At 65.8% G+C, this 14,807-nt stretch carries 22 protein-coding genes; 11 read left to right on the forward strand and 11 right to left on the reverse strand.

Annotated elements, in window-relative coordinates; genetic code table 11:
* Positions 1-204, forward strand: a 204-nt coding sequence (locus Q1J79_RS19790; protein WP_367183033.1) for a hypothetical protein, incomplete at its 5' end; no start/stop codon positions are given.
* A 9-nt stretch (positions 205-213) separates the two neighbouring features.
* Here Q1J79_RS19790 and Q1J79_RS19795 read toward each other — a convergent pair.
* The 4 genes from Q1J79_RS19795 to Q1J79_RS19810 are packed head-to-tail and all read right to left on the reverse strand — an operon-like array spanning position 214 to position 3,207.
* Complete coding sequence (locus Q1J79_RS19795) at positions 214-429, reverse strand: hypothetical protein (protein ID WP_300304047.1); 216 nt, start codon at positions 427-429, stop codon at positions 214-216.
* Between the two features lie 18 nt (positions 430-447).
* Positions 448-1,539: a YeeE/YedE thiosulfate transporter family protein gene (locus tag Q1J79_RS19800; protein ID WP_300304050.1), complete on the reverse strand. Its 1,092-nt coding sequence runs from the start codon at positions 1,537-1,539 to the stop codon at positions 448-450.
* 43 nt (positions 1,540-1,582) lie between these two features.
* The gene (locus tag Q1J79_RS19805; RefSeq protein WP_300304053.1) at positions 1,583-2,200 is read right to left on the reverse strand and encodes a glutathione S-transferase family protein; all 618 of its coding nucleotides are present in this window, start codon (positions 2,198-2,200) and stop codon (positions 1,583-1,585) included.
* A 32-nt stretch (positions 2,201-2,232) separates the two neighbouring features.
* The gene (locus Q1J79_RS19810; RefSeq protein ID WP_300304056.1) at positions 2,233-3,207 is read right to left on the reverse strand and encodes a PLP-dependent cysteine synthase family protein; all 975 of its coding nucleotides are present in this window, start codon (positions 3,205-3,207) and stop codon (positions 2,233-2,235) included.
* A gap of 136 nt (positions 3,208-3,343) precedes the next feature.
* Between Q1J79_RS19810 and Q1J79_RS19815 the strand changes: the two genes are divergently transcribed.
* On the forward strand, positions 3,344-3,781 hold the full coding sequence (locus Q1J79_RS19815) for a MarR family winged helix-turn-helix transcriptional regulator (RefSeq protein ID WP_300304059.1): 438 nt from the start codon (positions 3,344-3,346) through the stop codon (positions 3,779-3,781).
* A 195-nt stretch (positions 3,782-3,976) separates the two neighbouring features.
* Here the strand turns inward: Q1J79_RS19815 and Q1J79_RS19820 are convergent, their stop codons facing one another.
* Genes Q1J79_RS19820 through Q1J79_RS19830 form a run of 3 tightly spaced genes read right to left on the reverse strand, consistent with a single transcriptional unit; the run spans position 3,977 to position 6,814 of the window.
* Entirely contained in the window at positions 3,977-5,452 is a 1,476-nt protein-coding gene (locus Q1J79_RS19820) for a DUF294 nucleotidyltransferase-like domain-containing protein (RefSeq protein ID WP_300304062.1), read from the reverse strand.
* Positions 5,445-6,209: a PolC-type DNA polymerase III gene (locus Q1J79_RS19825; protein WP_300304066.1), complete on the reverse strand. Its 765-nt coding sequence runs from the start codon at positions 6,207-6,209 to the stop codon at positions 5,445-5,447. The genes Q1J79_RS19820 and Q1J79_RS19825 overlap by 8 nt, the downstream gene beginning before the upstream one ends.
* Positions 6,210-6,214: 5 nt before the next feature.
* Complete coding sequence (locus Q1J79_RS19830; RefSeq protein WP_300304070.1) at positions 6,215-6,814, reverse strand: hypothetical protein; 600 nt, start codon at positions 6,812-6,814, stop codon at positions 6,215-6,217.
* 172 nt (positions 6,815-6,986) lie between these two features.
* Between Q1J79_RS19830 and Q1J79_RS19835 the strand changes: the two genes are divergently transcribed.
* The 5 genes from Q1J79_RS19835 to Q1J79_RS19855 all read left to right on the forward strand — a co-directional run bounded on the left by Q1J79_RS19835 (position 6,987) and on the right by Q1J79_RS19855 (position 10,234).
* A complete protein-coding gene (locus tag Q1J79_RS19835; protein ID WP_300304073.1) occupies positions 6,987-7,253 on the forward strand; it encodes a DUF4212 domain-containing protein in 267 nt (88 codons plus the stop codon).
* A 19-nt stretch (positions 7,254-7,272) separates the two neighbouring features.
* Positions 7,273-9,120 carry a sodium:solute symporter family protein gene (locus Q1J79_RS19840; protein ID WP_300304076.1) on the forward strand — a complete coding sequence of 616 codons (1,848 nt, stop codon included), beginning with the start codon at positions 7,273-7,275 and terminating at the stop codon, positions 9,118-9,120.
* A gap of 84 nt (positions 9,121-9,204) precedes the next feature.
* Positions 9,205-9,528 carry a YggT family protein gene (locus Q1J79_RS19845; protein WP_300304080.1) on the forward strand — a complete coding sequence of 108 codons (324 nt, stop codon included), beginning with the start codon at positions 9,205-9,207 and terminating at the stop codon, positions 9,526-9,528.
* Complete coding sequence (locus Q1J79_RS19850) at positions 9,525-9,824, forward strand: hypothetical protein (RefSeq protein WP_300304083.1); 300 nt, start codon at positions 9,525-9,527, stop codon at positions 9,822-9,824. The genes Q1J79_RS19845 and Q1J79_RS19850 overlap by 4 nt, the downstream gene beginning before the upstream one ends.
* Positions 9,825-9,835: 11 nt before the next feature.
* Positions 9,836-10,234 (forward strand): hypothetical protein, encoded by a 399-nt coding sequence (locus tag Q1J79_RS19855; protein WP_300304086.1) that lies wholly within the window; start codon positions 9,836-9,838, stop codon positions 10,232-10,234.
* Here the strand turns inward: Q1J79_RS19855 and Q1J79_RS19860 are convergent.
* Genes Q1J79_RS19860 through Q1J79_RS19870 form a run of 3 tightly spaced genes read right to left on the reverse strand, consistent with a single transcriptional unit; the run spans position 10,227 to position 12,582 of the window.
* Positions 10,227-11,591, reverse strand: a complete 1,365-nt coding sequence (locus Q1J79_RS19860) for a sensor histidine kinase (RefSeq protein WP_300304089.1) — start codon at positions 11,589-11,591, stop codon at positions 10,227-10,229. The genes Q1J79_RS19855 and Q1J79_RS19860 overlap by 8 nt on opposite strands.
* The gene (locus Q1J79_RS19865) at positions 11,588-12,256 is read right to left on the reverse strand and encodes a response regulator transcription factor (RefSeq protein WP_300304092.1); all 669 of its coding nucleotides are present in this window, start codon (positions 12,254-12,256) and stop codon (positions 11,588-11,590) included. Before Q1J79_RS19865 ends, Q1J79_RS19860 begins: the two co-directional genes overlap by 4 nt.
* Positions 12,253-12,582: a hypothetical protein gene (locus tag Q1J79_RS19870; protein ID WP_300304094.1), complete on the reverse strand. Its 330-nt coding sequence runs from the start codon at positions 12,580-12,582 to the stop codon at positions 12,253-12,255. Before Q1J79_RS19870 ends, Q1J79_RS19865 begins: the two co-directional genes overlap by 4 nt.
* Before the next feature lie 34 nt (positions 12,583-12,616).
* On the opposite strand from Q1J79_RS19870, the gene Q1J79_RS19875 reads away from it, so the two are divergent.
* The 4 genes from Q1J79_RS19875 to Q1J79_RS19890 are packed head-to-tail and all read left to right on the forward strand — an operon-like array spanning position 12,617 to position 14,410.
* A complete protein-coding gene (locus Q1J79_RS19875; protein ID WP_300304097.1) occupies positions 12,617-12,982 on the forward strand; it encodes a hypothetical protein in 366 nt (121 codons plus the stop codon).
* Positions 12,945-13,505 carry a hypothetical protein gene (locus Q1J79_RS19880; RefSeq protein ID WP_300304100.1) on the forward strand — a complete coding sequence of 187 codons (561 nt, stop codon included), beginning with the start codon at positions 12,945-12,947 and terminating at the stop codon, positions 13,503-13,505. Before Q1J79_RS19875 ends, Q1J79_RS19880 begins: the two co-directional genes overlap by 38 nt.
* A complete protein-coding gene (locus Q1J79_RS19885; RefSeq protein WP_300304103.1) occupies positions 13,502-13,933 on the forward strand; it encodes a DUF1924 domain-containing protein in 432 nt (143 codons plus the stop codon). The genes Q1J79_RS19880 and Q1J79_RS19885 overlap by 4 nt, the downstream gene beginning before the upstream one ends.
* Positions 13,934-13,936: 3 nt before the next feature.
* On the forward strand, positions 13,937-14,410 hold the full coding sequence (locus tag Q1J79_RS19890) for a cytochrome C (protein WP_300304106.1): 474 nt from the start codon (positions 13,937-13,939) through the stop codon (positions 14,408-14,410).
* A 3-nt stretch (positions 14,411-14,413) separates the two neighbouring features.
* On the opposite strand, the gene Q1J79_RS19895 is transcribed toward Q1J79_RS19890, so the two are convergent.
* Positions 14,414-14,710 carry a DUF6455 family protein gene (locus tag Q1J79_RS19895; RefSeq protein WP_300304109.1) on the reverse strand — a complete coding sequence of 99 codons (297 nt, stop codon included), beginning with the start codon at positions 14,708-14,710 and terminating at the stop codon, positions 14,414-14,416.
* Between the last annotated feature and the right edge of the window lie 97 nt (positions 14,711-14,807).

Below are 14,807 nucleotides of genomic sequence, written 5' to 3' on the forward strand. Positions count from 1 at the left end.
ACGCTGTTCATGGCGGCGGTGATCTGGAGCAATGCCTTCGGACTCGGCCGCCTGCTGCTGGAAACCGCCCTGCACCCCATGCCGGTGCTGCTGCTGTGGTTTTTCACCGGGCTTACTTTTGGCAGCGTGCAGATGGGCGCTGCCGTGATGTTCCAGAACGACGTGCTGTTCCGCGACCCCGACGAGGACGAGCCCTTTTACTGAGGCCGTATTTCAGGGCCGCATGAACTCATAGTCGCGGTCTTCCAGGTTCTCGATCACGAACATCAGCTCGGATTTGATGTCCGCGACGCTGCGATGGGCTTTCAGTACGCGCACGGCATCGGCGATCAGGTCGCTGGCCACCGTCTCGGGCGGAATGGCATGCTGCGCCGCCTCGTTCAGCGCGGCTTCCACATGGCGGTGCACGAGTTCGTAGACGCTGGTCATCCGTTTCCTCCCAGAAATCTAATGCGCCGGCGCGGCCAATGCGGCTGGCCGGTCGAGCAGGGCGTCGGTCAGGACGGCGCCGATCCACATGCCGGTCAGCGCGATCCAGGCGGTGAGGGCAAAGGCCGAGCTGCCGGTGACGCCAGCGCCGATGGCGCAGCCGCCGGCCAGCATGCCGCCCATGCCCATCAGCGCCGCGCCGAACAGGTAGCGCCGCATGGAGGCGCCGCCCTCGAAACCCTGCAATGCCAGCTCGCCGGTAAAGGCGGCCGCCAGGAAAGCGCCAAGGAAGGCGCCCGGCACCAGGCCGATGGCGAAATTCGCCTCATGCGGCTGCAGGAAAAACATCAGCGTGGCCGCCGATGGCCCGCTGAAGGTGATGCCCTCGATGGCCATTGGCTCAAAGCTCTGCTGCGCCAGCATGTAGGTGAACAGCCAGGCCAGCGGAATGGCGAATCCCACGCCCGAGGCCATCACCAGCACGCGCAGGCCCACGGCATTGCGCCAGGCGAAATACAAAGCCACGGCGGCAGCGCAAATGCCCAGCGCCAGCCCGCCGCGATGGCCGATGCCCAGCCAGGCGGTGAGGTCGATATTGCTGCCGCCCGTGGTCCACCAGCCGGCGATCTCCGCCCGCAGCGGACTCAAAATCCCGCGCAGGCTCATCTGCGCGGCAACGGCGAAGACCAGGCCCGAGAGCAGGGCGCGCAGGTTGCCGGTGGCGGCCAGCACCAGCATGCGCCCCGAGCAGCCGCGCGCCAGCACCATGCCGGCGCCGAACATCAGCCCGCCGACGATGGCGCCCGAGATCGAGCCGGGCACCGCCAGCATGCGTGCCTCGCGCAGGTCCATGATGCCGAAGGCCTGCAATGCCTGGGTCCAGAACATCGCCGTGCCGAAGGTGAGCAGCCAGACCGAAATGCGTGGACCGACGATGGCCGGCGAAAAGGGCTGCGGCCCCAGGATGCCGCGGCCGAATTCCACTGTGGCCGCGCGCAGGCAGAAGCGGCTCTGCTGCGCCGCCACGCCGAACACCAGCCCGACCGCCAGCCCGCCGGCGGCGGCGACGCCGGGTTCGCCCAGCAGGTCGATCAGGAAGGACAAATCCATTTTGTGATTATGCCGGCCGGGGGGCGCGCGGCCTTGATCCGGATCAAATTTCCTCGGCGATTGCCCGCAAAACCGAGGGCCGCTGCTTCATCCGGGTGCGGTGATCCAGCAGCTTTGGAAACCGCGCCGGATCGACCCCGTCGGCCTCCATCCATTGCGCCAGGGTGAAGAGATAGGGGTCGCAGATCGTGTAGCGCTCCCCCATCACCCAGGGGCCGACGAACATGTCGCTTTCGATCAGCGCGAAGCCTTCGCCCACGCTCTGCGGCACCTTGCGTTGCATGGCGGCAATGGCGGCCTCGTCGTCGACCCAGCGGCGACCGCGCATGCGATGGGCATGCGCCACATGCAGCGTCGCGCACAGATAACTGTTGAATTCCTGCACGCGGGCGAAGGCGAAGGGGTCGTCCAGCGGCGCGAGATTCGCGGCAGGAAAGGTCTGGGCAATATAGGCCAGCAGGGCGGGCGTCTCGGTCAGCACACCCTGCGGCGTCGTCAGCGCGGGCACGCGGCCCTTGGGATTGAGCGCGAGATAATCGGGGCTGCGCTGCTGCGCCGTGGCGAAATCGACGCGCCGCAGCTCATAGATGGCGTCGGTCTCGATCAGCGCGATATGCGAGGCCAGCGCGCAGGTATTGGGCGTGTAATACAAGGTGAGCATGGTGGCGATCCGGGGCGAGGGGCGGCCAGGTATTATGCCTCGTCGTCCCTGTAAAGGGGAGTGCTGATGTATTTGATGCCGGTATCGCACAACACGGTTACCACCGTTGCCTCCGGCCCCAGTTCACGCGCCACGGCCAGCGCCGCCACCAGGTTGGCGCCGGTCGATGTGCCGGCGAACAAAGCTTCCATCCGCGCCAGCCTGCGCGCCATCGCCATGGCGTCAGCGGTTGAAACCGGGATGATCGTATCGGCGATGTTCTCCCGCCACAGCGGCACGACGAAACCGGCGCCGGCGCCTTCGATTTTATGCGCGCCGCTGGTGCCGCCCGACAGCACGGCGGATTCCGCCGGCTCCACCGCCACGATGCGGATATCCGGCTTGAGTTGCCGCAGGCGCTCGGCCACGCCGCGGATGCAGGCCGCCGTGCCGGTGCATTGCACGAAGGCGTCGATCCGCCCATGGGTCTGCGCCCAGATCTCGTCGGCCATGGCGTGATAGGCAGCCAGCTGGTCGGTGTTGTTGAGCTGGTCGGTCCAGAAGGCGTCGGTCTGTTCCATGATCTGCCGCGCCGCCGCGATCATGTTTCGCGTCAGCGCCGCATCCATGCCGCCGCCCTGGCTCGGCACGATGGTCAGCTCCGCGCCCAAGGCCTGCATGTGGCGGCGCTTCTCGGCGCTGAAGGCATCCGAGGTGACGATGCTCAAATCAAAGCCCAGCGCGGCGCAGACCAGCGAAAGCGAAACCCCGGTGCTGCCGCCGGTATATTCCACCACGCGCTGGCCCGGCTTCAGCCGCCCGCTCCGGATGCCGGCCTCGATCATGGCCCGCGCCATGCGGTCCTTCATGCTGCCGGTGGGGTTGACGCTCTCGAGCTTGAGCAGGATCCGCGCGCCGTCCTCCGGCACGACGCGCCGCAATTCCAGCAGCGGCGTGTTCCCGATGCGCTGCAGCACCGAATGGTCGATCCCGGCATCTTCCGCCCGGTTGTCTCCGGAACTGGCCATGACAGGGTTTCCTTTCGAATTGAATGTATCTGCAAAATATGTATATACATATAATATGAAGCCACGGAAAACCGCGCCCCGCAAGACCCCGCCCGGAAAGACGCAGGCCGGCACTGGTTCAACCGGTAAAACACTGGTGCGCGATGCCCGCGCCGTGGTGGAAACCTGCCCCGGGCTGACCCTGCGCATGGCGGCGCGGCTGGTGTCGCGGTTCTTCGACCTGCATCTGCTGGATTCGGGCCTCAACCTGGCCCAGTTCGGCCTGATGGCGCAGATCGCGGCCAGCAGCGACGACACCATCGGCGCCCTGGCCGAGCGCGCCGGGCTGGAGCAGTCGACGCTCTCGCGCAACCTGCGCCAGCTTGAACGCGACGGCCAGATCGAGATCGCCATGGTGGAGACCGATCAACGCCGCCGCGCCGTCTGGCTCACCGAGAAGGGCGCCCGGCAGCTTGAGGTGGCCATGCCGCTCTGGCGCGAGGCGCAGCGCATCATGGGCCGCGTGATCGTCCTGGATGACGTGGCCCGGCTGGCGGCGGCGATGCCGGGGCTGGCGAAGCGGGCAACGGGCTAGCCGGCCGGAGGGGTCAATTCTGGCTGGCCTTTTCGTCATGTTTATGATATGTTCTTATCCACAGGTCGATTTACGTCATTTCAATGGTTTAACTACGCAAAACCGACTCAAAACGACGCAAAACCGCCGGGCGGCGACGCGAAACCAGCCGTCTTTGCCGCAATGGCGCGGGGCTGCTCAGGCGATGGTACAGAATCAGGCGGAAGTCTGAACCTGCGTCAGGCTGGCCTGGCTGGTCAGCACGTCCTGGATCATGTCGGGCAGCAGGTCGAGATGCTTCAGCGCCGCCTTGAGGCGGTCGCGGTCGTGGCGGCTGAGCGCGTCCGGGTCGATCTTGCTGCCCGGTTCCCGGTTGGCCGCCAGGTCGGCGATCTGCTGCTCCAGGATCAGGCGCAGCAGCAGGCCCTGGGCCTCGATCAGGCCGTTGAGGTCTTCCGGGCCGATCAGGCCCAGGTTGCCCACGGCACGCAGGCGTTCGTCGGTGGCGGTGGCGTTGCTGCCCAGCTTCAGGGCCATCAGGCGCGCCGCGCTGACCAGCGGCAGCAGGCCGCCGATCTTGAGGTCGACCCGGCCGCCCTCGCCGGCGCGCAGCCGGCCGAAGAATCCGATGGCGGGATGCAGCTGCGCCGACTGCTCGGCCAGCAGGCGCAGGAAGAGCGGCGAGGAGCGCGCCGCCGCCAGGGCCTCGTTGCGCAGGCCTTCGCCCAGCCGCAGCGCGCCATAGACCGGCTTGAGGTCGTAGAAGATGTCGACGTTCAGCAGGGCCTCGGGCGAGTGGCGCTTGATCCAGTCGGTGACGCGGCTGCGCCACTGGCCCTGGGCGCCGCGCCAGCCCGGGTTCTTGGCCATCACGCCGCCCTTGCAATAGGGGATGCCGGCGGCGTCCAGCAGGTCGGCCACGCGTTCGCCGGCGCGGGCATACCAGCCATCGTCCTCGCTGCTGCCGGCATGCACGATGGCATTGTCCTGGTCGGGTTTCAGCAGGCTTTCGCCGCGCCCGCCCGAGCCCAGCACCAGCATGCACCAGGGCGCCGGCGCCGGCTGGCCCTCGGCCTGCATCTGCGCCTCGACGATGGCGCTGGCCCGCGCGGTGATGTCGCAATAGATGCCCGAGATCACGGCGGCCACCTCTCGCGCGCCACTGCCATCCTGCAGCAGATGCGCCGCCAGCTGCGGCAATGCGGCGCGGGCATGGCCCAGTTCCTCGGCCGTCTGCGCCACGTCCAGCTCGTCGGCGATCACCTGGCCGTCCAGCGCGCGCAACGCCAGCAGGGCGCGGGCCGAGACCATGCCGGTATAGCGCCCGGCATCGTTGGTCACCGGCAGGTAGCGCAGGTTCATGCGGCGCATGCGGCCGATGGCGCGGAACATGAAGGCGCTGTCGTTGATCGCCACCACCTCGCGGGTCATGATGTCGCCGGCCCGCAGCTGCAGCGCCGCCTCGGCATGCTGGCCCAGCGCGCGGGTGATGTCGCGTTCGGTCAGGATGCCCACCACCTGGTCGAAGCGGTTGGTCACCAGCAGCGCGCCGCGCGCATCCTCGGCCATGCGTTTCGCGATGGCGGGCAGCGGCGCATCCTCGGCGATGGTCTGCGCCGGGCTGCGCATGATCTCGGCCACGCGCCGGCGATAGGGTTCCAGATCCGGAATATGGGTCGGTACATCAGCCATGCGGCGATCTCGTGCTGTGGGAATGGCCATGCGGCAGCAGCATTTCGATGGCCCATCCGGCATTGCCCTGACCGTGCAGGATGTCGCGCTGCTTCTGCATCAGGGCCTGGGCGCCGCCCAGCGTGGCGACGCCGATCCGGGTCAGGGCCGGCAGCATATGGCGCCATATTCCCAGGCAGGCCTCGGCATCGCCCAGCGCCGTGTGGCGGCCGTTGACGCTGATCCCGAATTCGGTCGCGACATGCTCCAGCGTGATGGTGGCCGCCCGTGGTTTCAGCCCGGCATAAAGCAGGCCGAGATCCAGCGCCGCGGCCGGCGGATGAAACGGCAGGCGATGGCGTTCGGCCTCATGGTGCAGCAGCGCGAGGTCATAGGCGATGTTATGGCCGATCATGACGCGGCCCTGCCAGCTCAGCTGCAGGCTGGGCCAGACCAGCGGCAGCGACGGCGCAGTGGCCACCATGGCGTCGCTGATGCCGTGGATCGCCGTCGCGGTCGGGGGAATCTTCATTCCCGGATGCACCAGGAAATCCAGCGGCGGCAAGTCCTGTGGCTCGGGGCCGTGGCAGGCCAGGCCGCCCAGCGACACCAGGCGGTCGCGCCGCACATTCAGGCCCGTCGTTTCGGTGTCGAACAGCAGGGCGGGCAGGGTGGAAAGCGGCTCGTCGGCCGGCAGGGTGAAACGGGCGGCCAGCGGCGCCGAGCGGACCGCGCCAAGCAGGCGCTGCATGCCGCCGATCAGCCGTCGGCGCATCATTCAGGTCACGCCGTCAGCGCCGCGACCAGCGCATCGCGGCGGAAGCGCTTGAGCATCGCGGCGTGGGCCGCCAGCATATGCAGCCGCAGGTCGCCGCGGATCACCTCGCGATCGTTGCGCTTCAGCCGGTCGGCGATCGGCACCAGGTCGTGGATCAGCTTCGCCGTGCCGGCCACCAGTTGTTCCGGTGGCGCCGGGTCGGCCATGCGGGCCAGCTCGAATCGCCGTTCGAAGGCTTCAATGCTGTCGGCCCAGTCCTGGCGGTGCGTTGGCACATGTTCGCCGAGGATGGCCGGGTAAAGCGCGGCCAGCGAATCGGCCAGCTTCTGCCGGTCCGGGTCGGTGCCGGGCCGCAACCAGCCCTCGATCAGCAGCAGCATGTCGCCCAGCGTGCTGGCATAGGCCTCCCAGCGGCAGGATTCCTGCGCATCGCGGAAGGCCGGCTCGGTCAGCAACTTGTCGTAGTCGAGCATGGTCTTGACGCGGCAGTAGCCGATTACCGTTTTCTGCGCGAGATAGGCGGCCTCGCCGGCGGCGAAGGCTTTCAGCTCGGCGGGCGTCGAAACCGATGGTGGAAAGAAGAACTCCAGTGTGCGGCGCAGCAAAATGCGTTTCTCCCCTGTGGTACGCTGGCATAAATGCCTGTCCGGCCTCGCTTAAACTTTGGTCTAATGGGCTGCGGCAAGTGCCGACTCCTATACTGCACGAAGCTGGCGTGCGGGTCGAATCCGTCGTCAGAGGGATAACGAAATCATAAACAAGGGGCAGGAGCGCTTCATGTCAGACCTAACTCCGGAAAAGGCCAAGGCCTATTGGGCCAGAACGTCCGGCCTCATGTGGACGATGCTCGGCATCTGGTTCTTCTTCAGCTTCGTGGTGCATTTCTTCGCGCCCCAGCTGAATACCATCCGCATCATCGGCTTCCCGCTTGGCTTCTACATGGCCGCGCAGGGCTCGCTGATCGCCTTCGTCGTGTCGCTCTACTGGTTCGCCTCGAAGCAGAATGCGATTGACGAGGAATTCGGCGTCGCCGAAGACGAATAATCCAGGGGGGAAAGCCATCATGGCAAACAATACGCAAACCGGGGGTAAGAGTTTTATCGATAACCTCGGTAAGATTTACGGGATCTACACGGGCGGCTTCGCCGCTTTCGTGATTATCCTGGCCATCCTCGAGCAGATGGGCGTGCCGAACAAGATCATCGGCTATCTGTTCGTGTTCATGACCGTCGGCGTTTACGCGCTGATCGGCGTGCTCTCGCGCACCGCCGAAATGGGCGAATACTACGTCGCCGGCCGCAAGGTGCCCGCCATCTATAACGGCATGGCCACCGGCTCCGACTGGATGTCGGCGGCGTCGTTCATCGGCATGGCCGGCTCGCTCTACCTGCTCGGTTACGACGGCCTCGCCTTCGTGCTGGGCTGGACCGGCGGCTACCTGCTGGTGTCGATCCTGCTGGCGCCGTATCTGCGCAAGTTCGGCCAGTACACGGTGCCTGACTTCCTCGGCGCCCGTTACGGCGGTAACCTTGCCCGCTTCGCCGGCGTGATCGTGCTGGTTTCTGCCTCGTTCACTTACGTGACGGCGCAGATCTTCGGCGTCGGCATCATCGCCTCGCGCTTCCTCGGCATCTCGTTCGAGGTCGCGGTGTTCGTCGGTCTGGCCGGTATTCTGGTCTGCTCGATGCTGGGCGGCATGCGTGCGGTCACCTGGACCCAGGTGGCGCAGTACATCATCCTGATCATCGCCTACCTGATCCCGGTCGTGATCATGTCGGCCAAGGTGACCGGCGTGCCGATCCCGCAGCTGATGTACGGTCAGGCCCTGGAGAAGATCCAGGCGCTGGAACCGGCCCTCGGCGTCGTGAAGGGCCATGCCGCGGTGTTCTCGGACGCCAAGGGCAACATGAACTTCACCGACGGCATGAACTTCTTCGCGCTGATCCTCTGTCTGATGGTCGGCACGGCGTCGCTGCCGCACATCCTGATGCGTTACTTCACCACGCCGAGCGTGCGTGAGGCCCGTCAGTCGGTGGCATGGAGCCTGTTCTTCATCTTCCTGCTCTACTTCACCGCGCCGTCCTACGCTGCCTTCGCCAAGCTGGAAGTCTACCAGAACGTGATCGGCCAGCAGATCACGGCCCTGCCGGGCTGGGTGAAGTCGTGGGGTGATATCGGTCTGGTCGGGGCCTGCGATGCCGCGAATGCGGCGACGCAGTTCGCGCTCTGCAAGGGCGTCACCGGCAATGGCGACGGCATCCTGCAACTCAGCGAGTTCCGTATTGCGGCCGACGCCATCGTGCTCGCCACGCCGGAAATCGCGGGTCTGCCGTATGTCATCGCGGGCCTGGTCGCGGCCGGCGGTTTGGCCGCGGCGCTCAGCACGGCCGATGGCCTGCTGCTCGCCATCGCCAATGCGCTCAGCCACGACATCTACTACCGCATGATCGATCCGCATGCCCCGACCAAGCGTCGCCTGATCATCAGCCGCGTGCTGCTGGTCTTCGTCGCCATCATCGCGGCCTATACGGCATCGACCAAGCCCTCGACCATCCTCGCGATGGTGGCCTGGGCCTTCTCGATCGCCGCCTCGGGCCTGTTCCCGGCGCTGGTGATGGGGATCTGGTGGAAGCGTACGACCGGCCCGGCGGCTGTCGCCGGCATGCTGGCCGGTTATGGCATGTGCGTGTACTATCTGGTGATGACCCAGTTCTATGGCATGCCGCTGTGGTTCGGGGTCAAGAACATCTCCTGCGGCATGTTCGGTATGCCGGTCGCCTTCATCGTCACCTACGTGGTGAGCCTGGTGACGGCGGCACCGCCGAAGGAAATGCAGGATTTCATCGACAGTATCCGCATCCCGAAGGGTGATGTGAAGCTGGCCCGGGCCGAGGATGCCCTGAGCCACTAACAGTCCTGCTTCTTGTAGGCGGCGGCGGGGACCGTATACTGGTCCCCGCCGCTTCTTTTTTGCGGCCCTTTTGCCGGATTCCCAATGACATCACAGCCCGATTTCTTCTGGAGCTACCTGCCATACTGGGCGGTCAGCTACAGCCTTGCCCTGATCGCCTGGACCTGTATCGGCCGGTTCATGATGACGGCTTTCCTGCCGCCGGATCATCCGAACTACATTTTCCGGTTCTTCAAGCTGCTGACCAACTGGGCGGTCTGGCTCACCGATTTCATCACCCCGCGCTTCGTCAACCTGCGTTTCCTGCCGCTGGTGACGGCTTTCTGGGCCTTTGCCCTGCGCTATGCGGCGCATTTCGCCTTTGCCTATAACGGCATGGCGCCCAGCCTGATGCAGGGCGCGTCATGAATCCGCAAACCATTTTCATCGCCATTCTCGGCGTGACGCTGCTGAACGGCTTCGTCTCGCCGATGGTGCCGCTGGTCTTCTTCATGGCGCCGATCTGGCTGCCGGAATTCGTCCCGCCGACCCGGATCGTGCTGCTGTATGGCACCTCGCTGATCGTTTCGGTTTCCACCCTGATGGTTTCGGCGGTGCCAGCCGGTATTTTCGAGCGCCTCACCGGGCGCCAGGAAACCGACCAGACATCGATGTTCGTCTGGCTGGGGGCCGCCATTCTGCTGACATTGCCCGGACTGATCTGAGCCCAGCCGCCATGGCCGAACCCATCGAACAGCGGGTCCGGACATTGGCGGTTCACTCGGTCGGGCGCGCCTGCTTCTTCGCCGCCCTGGCGATCTGGTGCGTGATGATCGGCCTGATCTCGGAACCGTTGCAGGCGCTGAAGGCCGGAGCGATCCTCAGCATGATTGTCGCCTGCGTGCTGCTGTTGAAGGCAGGGCGGGTGACGCATGTGTCCTACAAGAAAACCGAGGTCTGGATTCTGCTGGGACGCCAGATCGAACTGACGCCGGAAGTGGCGCAGCGCATCATCACGGTCACGCTGCGCGACATCTATCTGCGCTATACGCTTTACGCCACCCTGGTTGCCATCGCCTTCTGGTTGCTGGCGCTGATCCTCTGGCTTGGCGGCGCAAAACTTGGGATCACATGATCCCGGATGCCGGTTCGTCCCTGGGCAGCGAAAGCACGGCGCGAACGCCGCCCAGATCAGACTGTTCCAGAATCAGCGTGCCGCCGTTGATGGCGACCAGATCGGCGACAATGCCGAGCCCCAACCCCCAGCCCGGCATGGCTTCGTCGAGTCTGACGCCGCGCCGGGAGACGGCCTCGGCCTGTTCGGGCGATAATCCGGGGCCGTCGTCTTCGATGCCAATCACCAGCTGGTCGGCGGACTGGCCGGTAATCCGGACGCGGCTGCGCGCCCATTTCCAGGCATTCTCCAGCAGATTCCCCAGCATTTCCTCAAGGTCCTCGCGGCGACCGCGAAACTGCACGTTGGCGGCCATGTCGATGTCGACGGTGATGCGCCGGTCGGCATGGATGCGCCCGAGGATGGCGGCAATCTCCGTCACCACGGGTTTGACCGCGATCTCGGAGCCCAGCACGCGGCCTGACCCCGCCGTTGCCGAGGCGCGGGCCAGATGATGCTCGATCAGGCGCGACATGATGCGAAGCTGCTCGTTCATCACGGCCTTGTCGGGTGAGCCCTGCATCTCGGTCCGCAACACCGCCAGGGGCGTTTTCAGGCTGTGGGCAAGATTGCCGACATGGGTGCGGGCGCGTTCGATCAGCGCCGTGTCATGCTCCAGCACGGCATTCATCGCCTCGGCCACAGGGGCGATCTCCTGCGGGTAGATCCCGCCCAGCCGCTGGTTGTCGCCGCGCCGGATCGCGGCGAGATCGGCGGTCATCGCCCGCAGGGGATTGAGGCCGTAGCGGACCTGGAGAATGACGGCAACGGCCATGCCGATGGCGAACAGGCCAAGCGCGGTCAGCAGCAGCAGATCGAAGCTGCGGATGCGTTCGTCCAGTTCACGCCGGTCGCTTGCCACCTGAACATGGACCACGCCGGCGGCGCCGGGGAAACGCAGATCCCGCTCGACGACCAGAAGGGCCTCTCCGCGCGGCCCGGTGATCTCATGCCGGCGTATTTCCGTGCCGTCGTCATGGACGGGAAGGGTGCTGTCCCACAGCGACCGCGAACGGATCAGCCGGCCGGACGGTTCGGCCACCTGCCAGTACCAGCCCGAAAAAATCTGATCAAACCGCGGGTCGCCGAGCGGGCGCAGGATGACAACGGAGCCATCCGGCCCGATATCGGTCACGGCGATCATGCCGCGCAGCAGGGCGTCGAGACGCTGGTCGTGGTCCTGCAATACCGATTCACGGAAGGCCGCCGTCAACACGGCGCCGCCGATCGAGAGCAGGACCAGCATCCAGATCAGCGCGGCGCCGACCAGCCGCAGAGTCAACGATACGCCGCGTCGCGGGGGGGCGGCTGCTGTCATGCCGCCGCATCCTCGGCCATGCGATAGCCCTGGCCGCGCACCGTATGGATGAGATCGGCGCCAAGTTTGCGCCTGATCCGCCCGATCATGACCTCAAGCACATTGGAGTCGTTGTCGAAATGCCGGTCATAGACATGCTCGACCAGCTCGGTGCGGCTGACCACTTTGCCGGCGTGATGAATCAGATACGACAGGATGCGGAATTCCTGCGCCGTCAGCTGCAGCGGCACGCCATCGATGGTGAAGCGCCCGGCCAGGGTATCGAGCCGGAGCCCGCCGCAGGCCAGTTCCGGCTGGGCGTGGCCGGCGGTGCGGCGGATTAGCGCATGCAGGCGATAAACCACTTCGTCCATCTCGAACGGCTTGGTCATGTAGTCGTCGGCGCCAGCCTGGAAGCCAGCCATTTTTTCGCTCCAGCGACTGCGGGCGGTCAGGATCAGGACGGGAAATGTCCGGCCGGCCTCGCGCCAGCGGCGCAGGATGGTGACGCCGTCGATCTTGGGCAGTCCAAGATCGAGCACGGCGGCGTCATAGGCCTCTGTATCGCCCAGATGCCAGCCTTCCTCGCCGTCATACGCGACATCGACGGCGAATCCCGCCCCTTCCAGCGTCTGCTGCAGACGCAGGGCGAGAACCGGTTCGTCCTCGACGACAAGGATTCTCATTTGCGACGGTCGTGGTCTTCCGGCTTCAGCAGCAGGCCGCTGCGGGCATCGTAATAGAGCTTCACGATCCGCCCTTCGGCCGTCAACAGCTTGAGTTCATAGACCATCCGGCCACGCTCGTGCTCCAGCTCGGCCTCCATCAGCTGGCCGCCATGGGTTTTCTCCACCTCGGCCAGAATTTCGCGCAACGGTTTGATTTCGCCCGCTTCCACGGCACGGCGGGCGCGGTCGTGATCGGTTTCGCCGGCAGACGCCGCATGGACGATGCTGATCAGCACCAGGCCAGAGAGCAGGGCGGGGAGCAGGGCAGGAAACGGAATTTTCATGGCCAGAATTTAGCTCCGCGAAGCTGAACGGCAGATGAATGAGCCGGTCAGGCTGGGTTCAGCGGCGCTGGGTAATACTGCACCCGAGTTGAACAACGGAGCGAATCCCATGTTACGCAAAATGCTTCTCCAGGGCCTGGCCGCCGCCGCCATCATTGCCGGCGCCGCCACCATCTATGCCACCACCGTCTATGCCGGTACGGACGACAATCCGCCGGCTTCCGCAACCGGCATGTCCCAGGCGGCCCCCGCCGTCAAATCGGATACCGGCTATCTGCAACCGGACGCGCGCAATTCCGGCAAGCGTCACGATGACCATGAGCGGAGCAGCAAGGACGGTCGCAAGAAGGATCGCGAGCATCATGGGAACCGTCGTCATGCGGACCATGACGACGATTGAGGGCCGGATCATGGCAAAGCTCAGCATCGCAAAATTTTCACTGCCGCTGCTGCACCTGTGGCACGCCGTTCTGGCTGGCGGCTTTCTGGTCGCCTATCTGACGGCTGACGAGGACACCTACGCCATGCATCTGTTCGCCGGCTACGTCGTGCTGGCGGCCATTGTTATCCGGCTGCTGGTCGGCATGGTGGCGCCGCAGGGCAATCTGTGGCGCCTGCCGCGGCCCAGTGTCGCCGGAACGCTGGCCTGGTTCGGCCGGCGGCGCGGGCGCAATCCGTTTTTCGCCTGGTTTGCGGTTGCCCTGCTCGGCCTGGTCGGGCTGGCGGCGGCAAGCGGCGCGATTGCGGATTTCGTGACCTGGTTCGAGGACCTGCATGAGGGCCTGGCCGAAACCGCGTTATGGGTGATTTTCGGCCATATCGCTTTCGTGGTGGCGATCTACAACGGTCGCCGCATCAAGGCCTGGCTCACCCAGCGCCTGCCATCCGGCCTGTGGCGCGCAGAAAAGGAGGTCGCGCGATGAAACGGCGATACCTGCTGGTACTGGCCGCCGCCGCGATTGGCCTGCCGCTGGCCGCGATTGCGGCAGCCGGCAGCCCGGAGCGGGCGGCGATCCTGGCCGAATACGCGACCAGGGCGCGGGCTGCCGATCCGGGCTTTTCCGGGTTCTCGATGCAGCGCGGCGAAGCGCTGTTCCGTGGCAGCTTTTCCGGTGGCGATGCGCGCACGCCGTCCTGCATGTCCTGCCATACCGCCGACCCGCGCCAGCCGGGCCGCAATGCCAAGACCGGACGACCGATCGATCCGGTCGCGGTCTCGGTGGATCCACGGCGCTATACCGATGCGGCGCAGGTGGACAAGCACTTCGCCCGCGACTGCAAAAGCGTTCTGGGGCGCGACTGCACGGCGCTGGAGCGTGGCGATTACATCACCTTCATGGCGGGGCAATAAGCCATGCCGATGCGCTTGCTGATGGCCCTTGCCGCGATCCTGCTTGCCGGTCTGCCGGCCGTATCCCAGGCCGGCGGGAAACAGGTGGCCCCGGTTGCCGACCCACTGACCCAGAAAGTCTGCGGCGAATGCCACCTGGCGTTCCCGCCGGGCTTTCTGCCCGCCCGGTCGTGGTCAGCCCTGATGGCGGATCTGTCCGATCATTTCGGCGAAGAGATCGTCCTGCCGGCCGGGCAGGCCGCGCAGATCGAGGCTTATCTGGTGAGCCATGCCGGCGACGCTCCGGGTGGCGGTGGCCTGCGCGAGTTCATGCGCTGGGTCGCGCCGACCGGCATCCCGCGGCGGATCACCGAGAACCCGGCTTTCCTGCGTGAGCATGATTTCCCCGACCGCGTCTGGCGCGACCCCAAGGTGGTGACCAGGTCGAACTGCCTGGCCTGCCACCCCGGCGCCAGCCGGGGCTGGTTCGATGACTGATCCTTACTGGTCCGACCATGTCCCCGGCATCGGGGCCGCGGGTTTGCCTGCGCGATGCGGCAGGGCCTCGAAGCGCTCGGCATTGGGGCAGAACTGCCGGTAACCCGCGCCGGCAGCGCCGGCCTCGAACCAGCGTTGGCATTCATCGGCATTGCGGCAGAAGAAGCAAGCCCGCGCCGCGCCGCCCAGCTTGGTGCCGAGCGCGACCAGGGCCGAAGCCTCGAGATCGACATCCAGGCGATCCATCATCTTCTGCATCAGGCCGGCGCGGCGGTCGATTGCATTGCACAGGGCGTCCATGACCGGTTCCTCCTCACGGAATTGTTGGAGGCCAGCCTATTCCTTTCCCGGGAACCGACTTTGCGCTGGATCAACAAACGCCGCCGGCGGGGGGTGG

The sequence above is a fragment of the Ferrovibrio sp. genome, assembly GCF_029255545.1.
Lineage (GTDB): Bacteria > Pseudomonadota > Alphaproteobacteria > Ferrovibrionales > Ferrovibrionaceae > Ferrovibrio.

Coding starts and splice junctions, on each gene's coding strand:
- Q1J79_RS19805 (WP_300304053.1), bottom strand. CDS start 2,200: ATGCTCACCTTGTATTACACGCCCAATACCTGCGCGCTGGCCTCGCAT.
- Q1J79_RS19885 (WP_300304103.1), top strand. CDS start 13,502: ATGAAACGGCGATACCTGCTGGTACTGGCCGCCGCCGCGATTGGCCTG.
- Q1J79_RS19810 (WP_300304056.1), bottom strand. CDS start 3,207: ATGGCCAGTTCCGGAGACAACCGGGCGGAAGATGCCGGGATCGACCAT.
- Q1J79_RS19875 (WP_300304097.1), top strand. CDS start 12,617: ATGAATGAGCCGGTCAGGCTGGGTTCAGCGGCGCTGGGTAATACTGCA.
- Q1J79_RS19850 (WP_300304083.1), top strand. CDS start 9,525: ATGAATCCGCAAACCATTTTCATCGCCATTCTCGGCGTGACGCTGCTG.
- Q1J79_RS19865 (WP_300304092.1), bottom strand. CDS start 12,256: ATGAGAATCCTTGTCGTCGAGGACGAACCGGTTCTCGCCCTGCGTCTG.
- Q1J79_RS19870 (WP_300304094.1), bottom strand. CDS start 12,582: ATGAAAATTCCGTTTCCTGCCCTGCTCCCCGCCCTGCTCTCTGGCCTG.
- Q1J79_RS19840 (WP_300304076.1), top strand. CDS start 7,273: ATGGCAAACAATACGCAAACCGGGGGTAAGAGTTTTATCGATAACCTC.
- Q1J79_RS19895 (WP_300304109.1), bottom strand. CDS start 14,710: ATGGACGCCCTGTGCAATGCAATCGACCGCCGCGCCGGCCTGATGCAG.
- Q1J79_RS19855 (WP_300304086.1), top strand. CDS start 9,836: ATGGCCGAACCCATCGAACAGCGGGTCCGGACATTGGCGGTTCACTCG.
- Q1J79_RS19820 (WP_300304062.1), bottom strand. CDS start 5,452: ATGGCTGATGTACCGACCCATATTCCGGATCTGGAACCCTATCGCCGG.
- Q1J79_RS19860 (WP_300304089.1), bottom strand. CDS start 11,591: ATGACAGCAGCCGCCCCCCCGCGACGCGGCGTATCGTTGACTCTGCGG.
- Q1J79_RS19845 (WP_300304080.1), top strand. CDS start 9,205: ATGACATCACAGCCCGATTTCTTCTGGAGCTACCTGCCATACTGGGCG.
- Q1J79_RS19890 (WP_300304106.1), top strand. CDS start 13,937: ATGCCGATGCGCTTGCTGATGGCCCTTGCCGCGATCCTGCTTGCCGGT.
- Q1J79_RS19825 (WP_300304066.1), bottom strand. CDS start 6,209: ATGATGCGCCGACGGCTGATCGGCGGCATGCAGCGCCTGCTTGGCGCG.
- Q1J79_RS19795 (WP_300304047.1), bottom strand. CDS start 429: ATGACCAGCGTCTACGAACTCGTGCACCGCCATGTGGAAGCCGCGCTG.
- Q1J79_RS19880 (WP_300304100.1), top strand. CDS start 12,945: ATGGGAACCGTCGTCATGCGGACCATGACGACGATTGAGGGCCGGATC.
- Q1J79_RS19800 (WP_300304050.1), bottom strand. CDS start 1,539: ATGGATTTGTCCTTCCTGATCGACCTGCTGGGCGAACCCGGCGTCGCC.
- Q1J79_RS19835 (WP_300304073.1), top strand. CDS start 6,987: ATGTCAGACCTAACTCCGGAAAAGGCCAAGGCCTATTGGGCCAGAACG.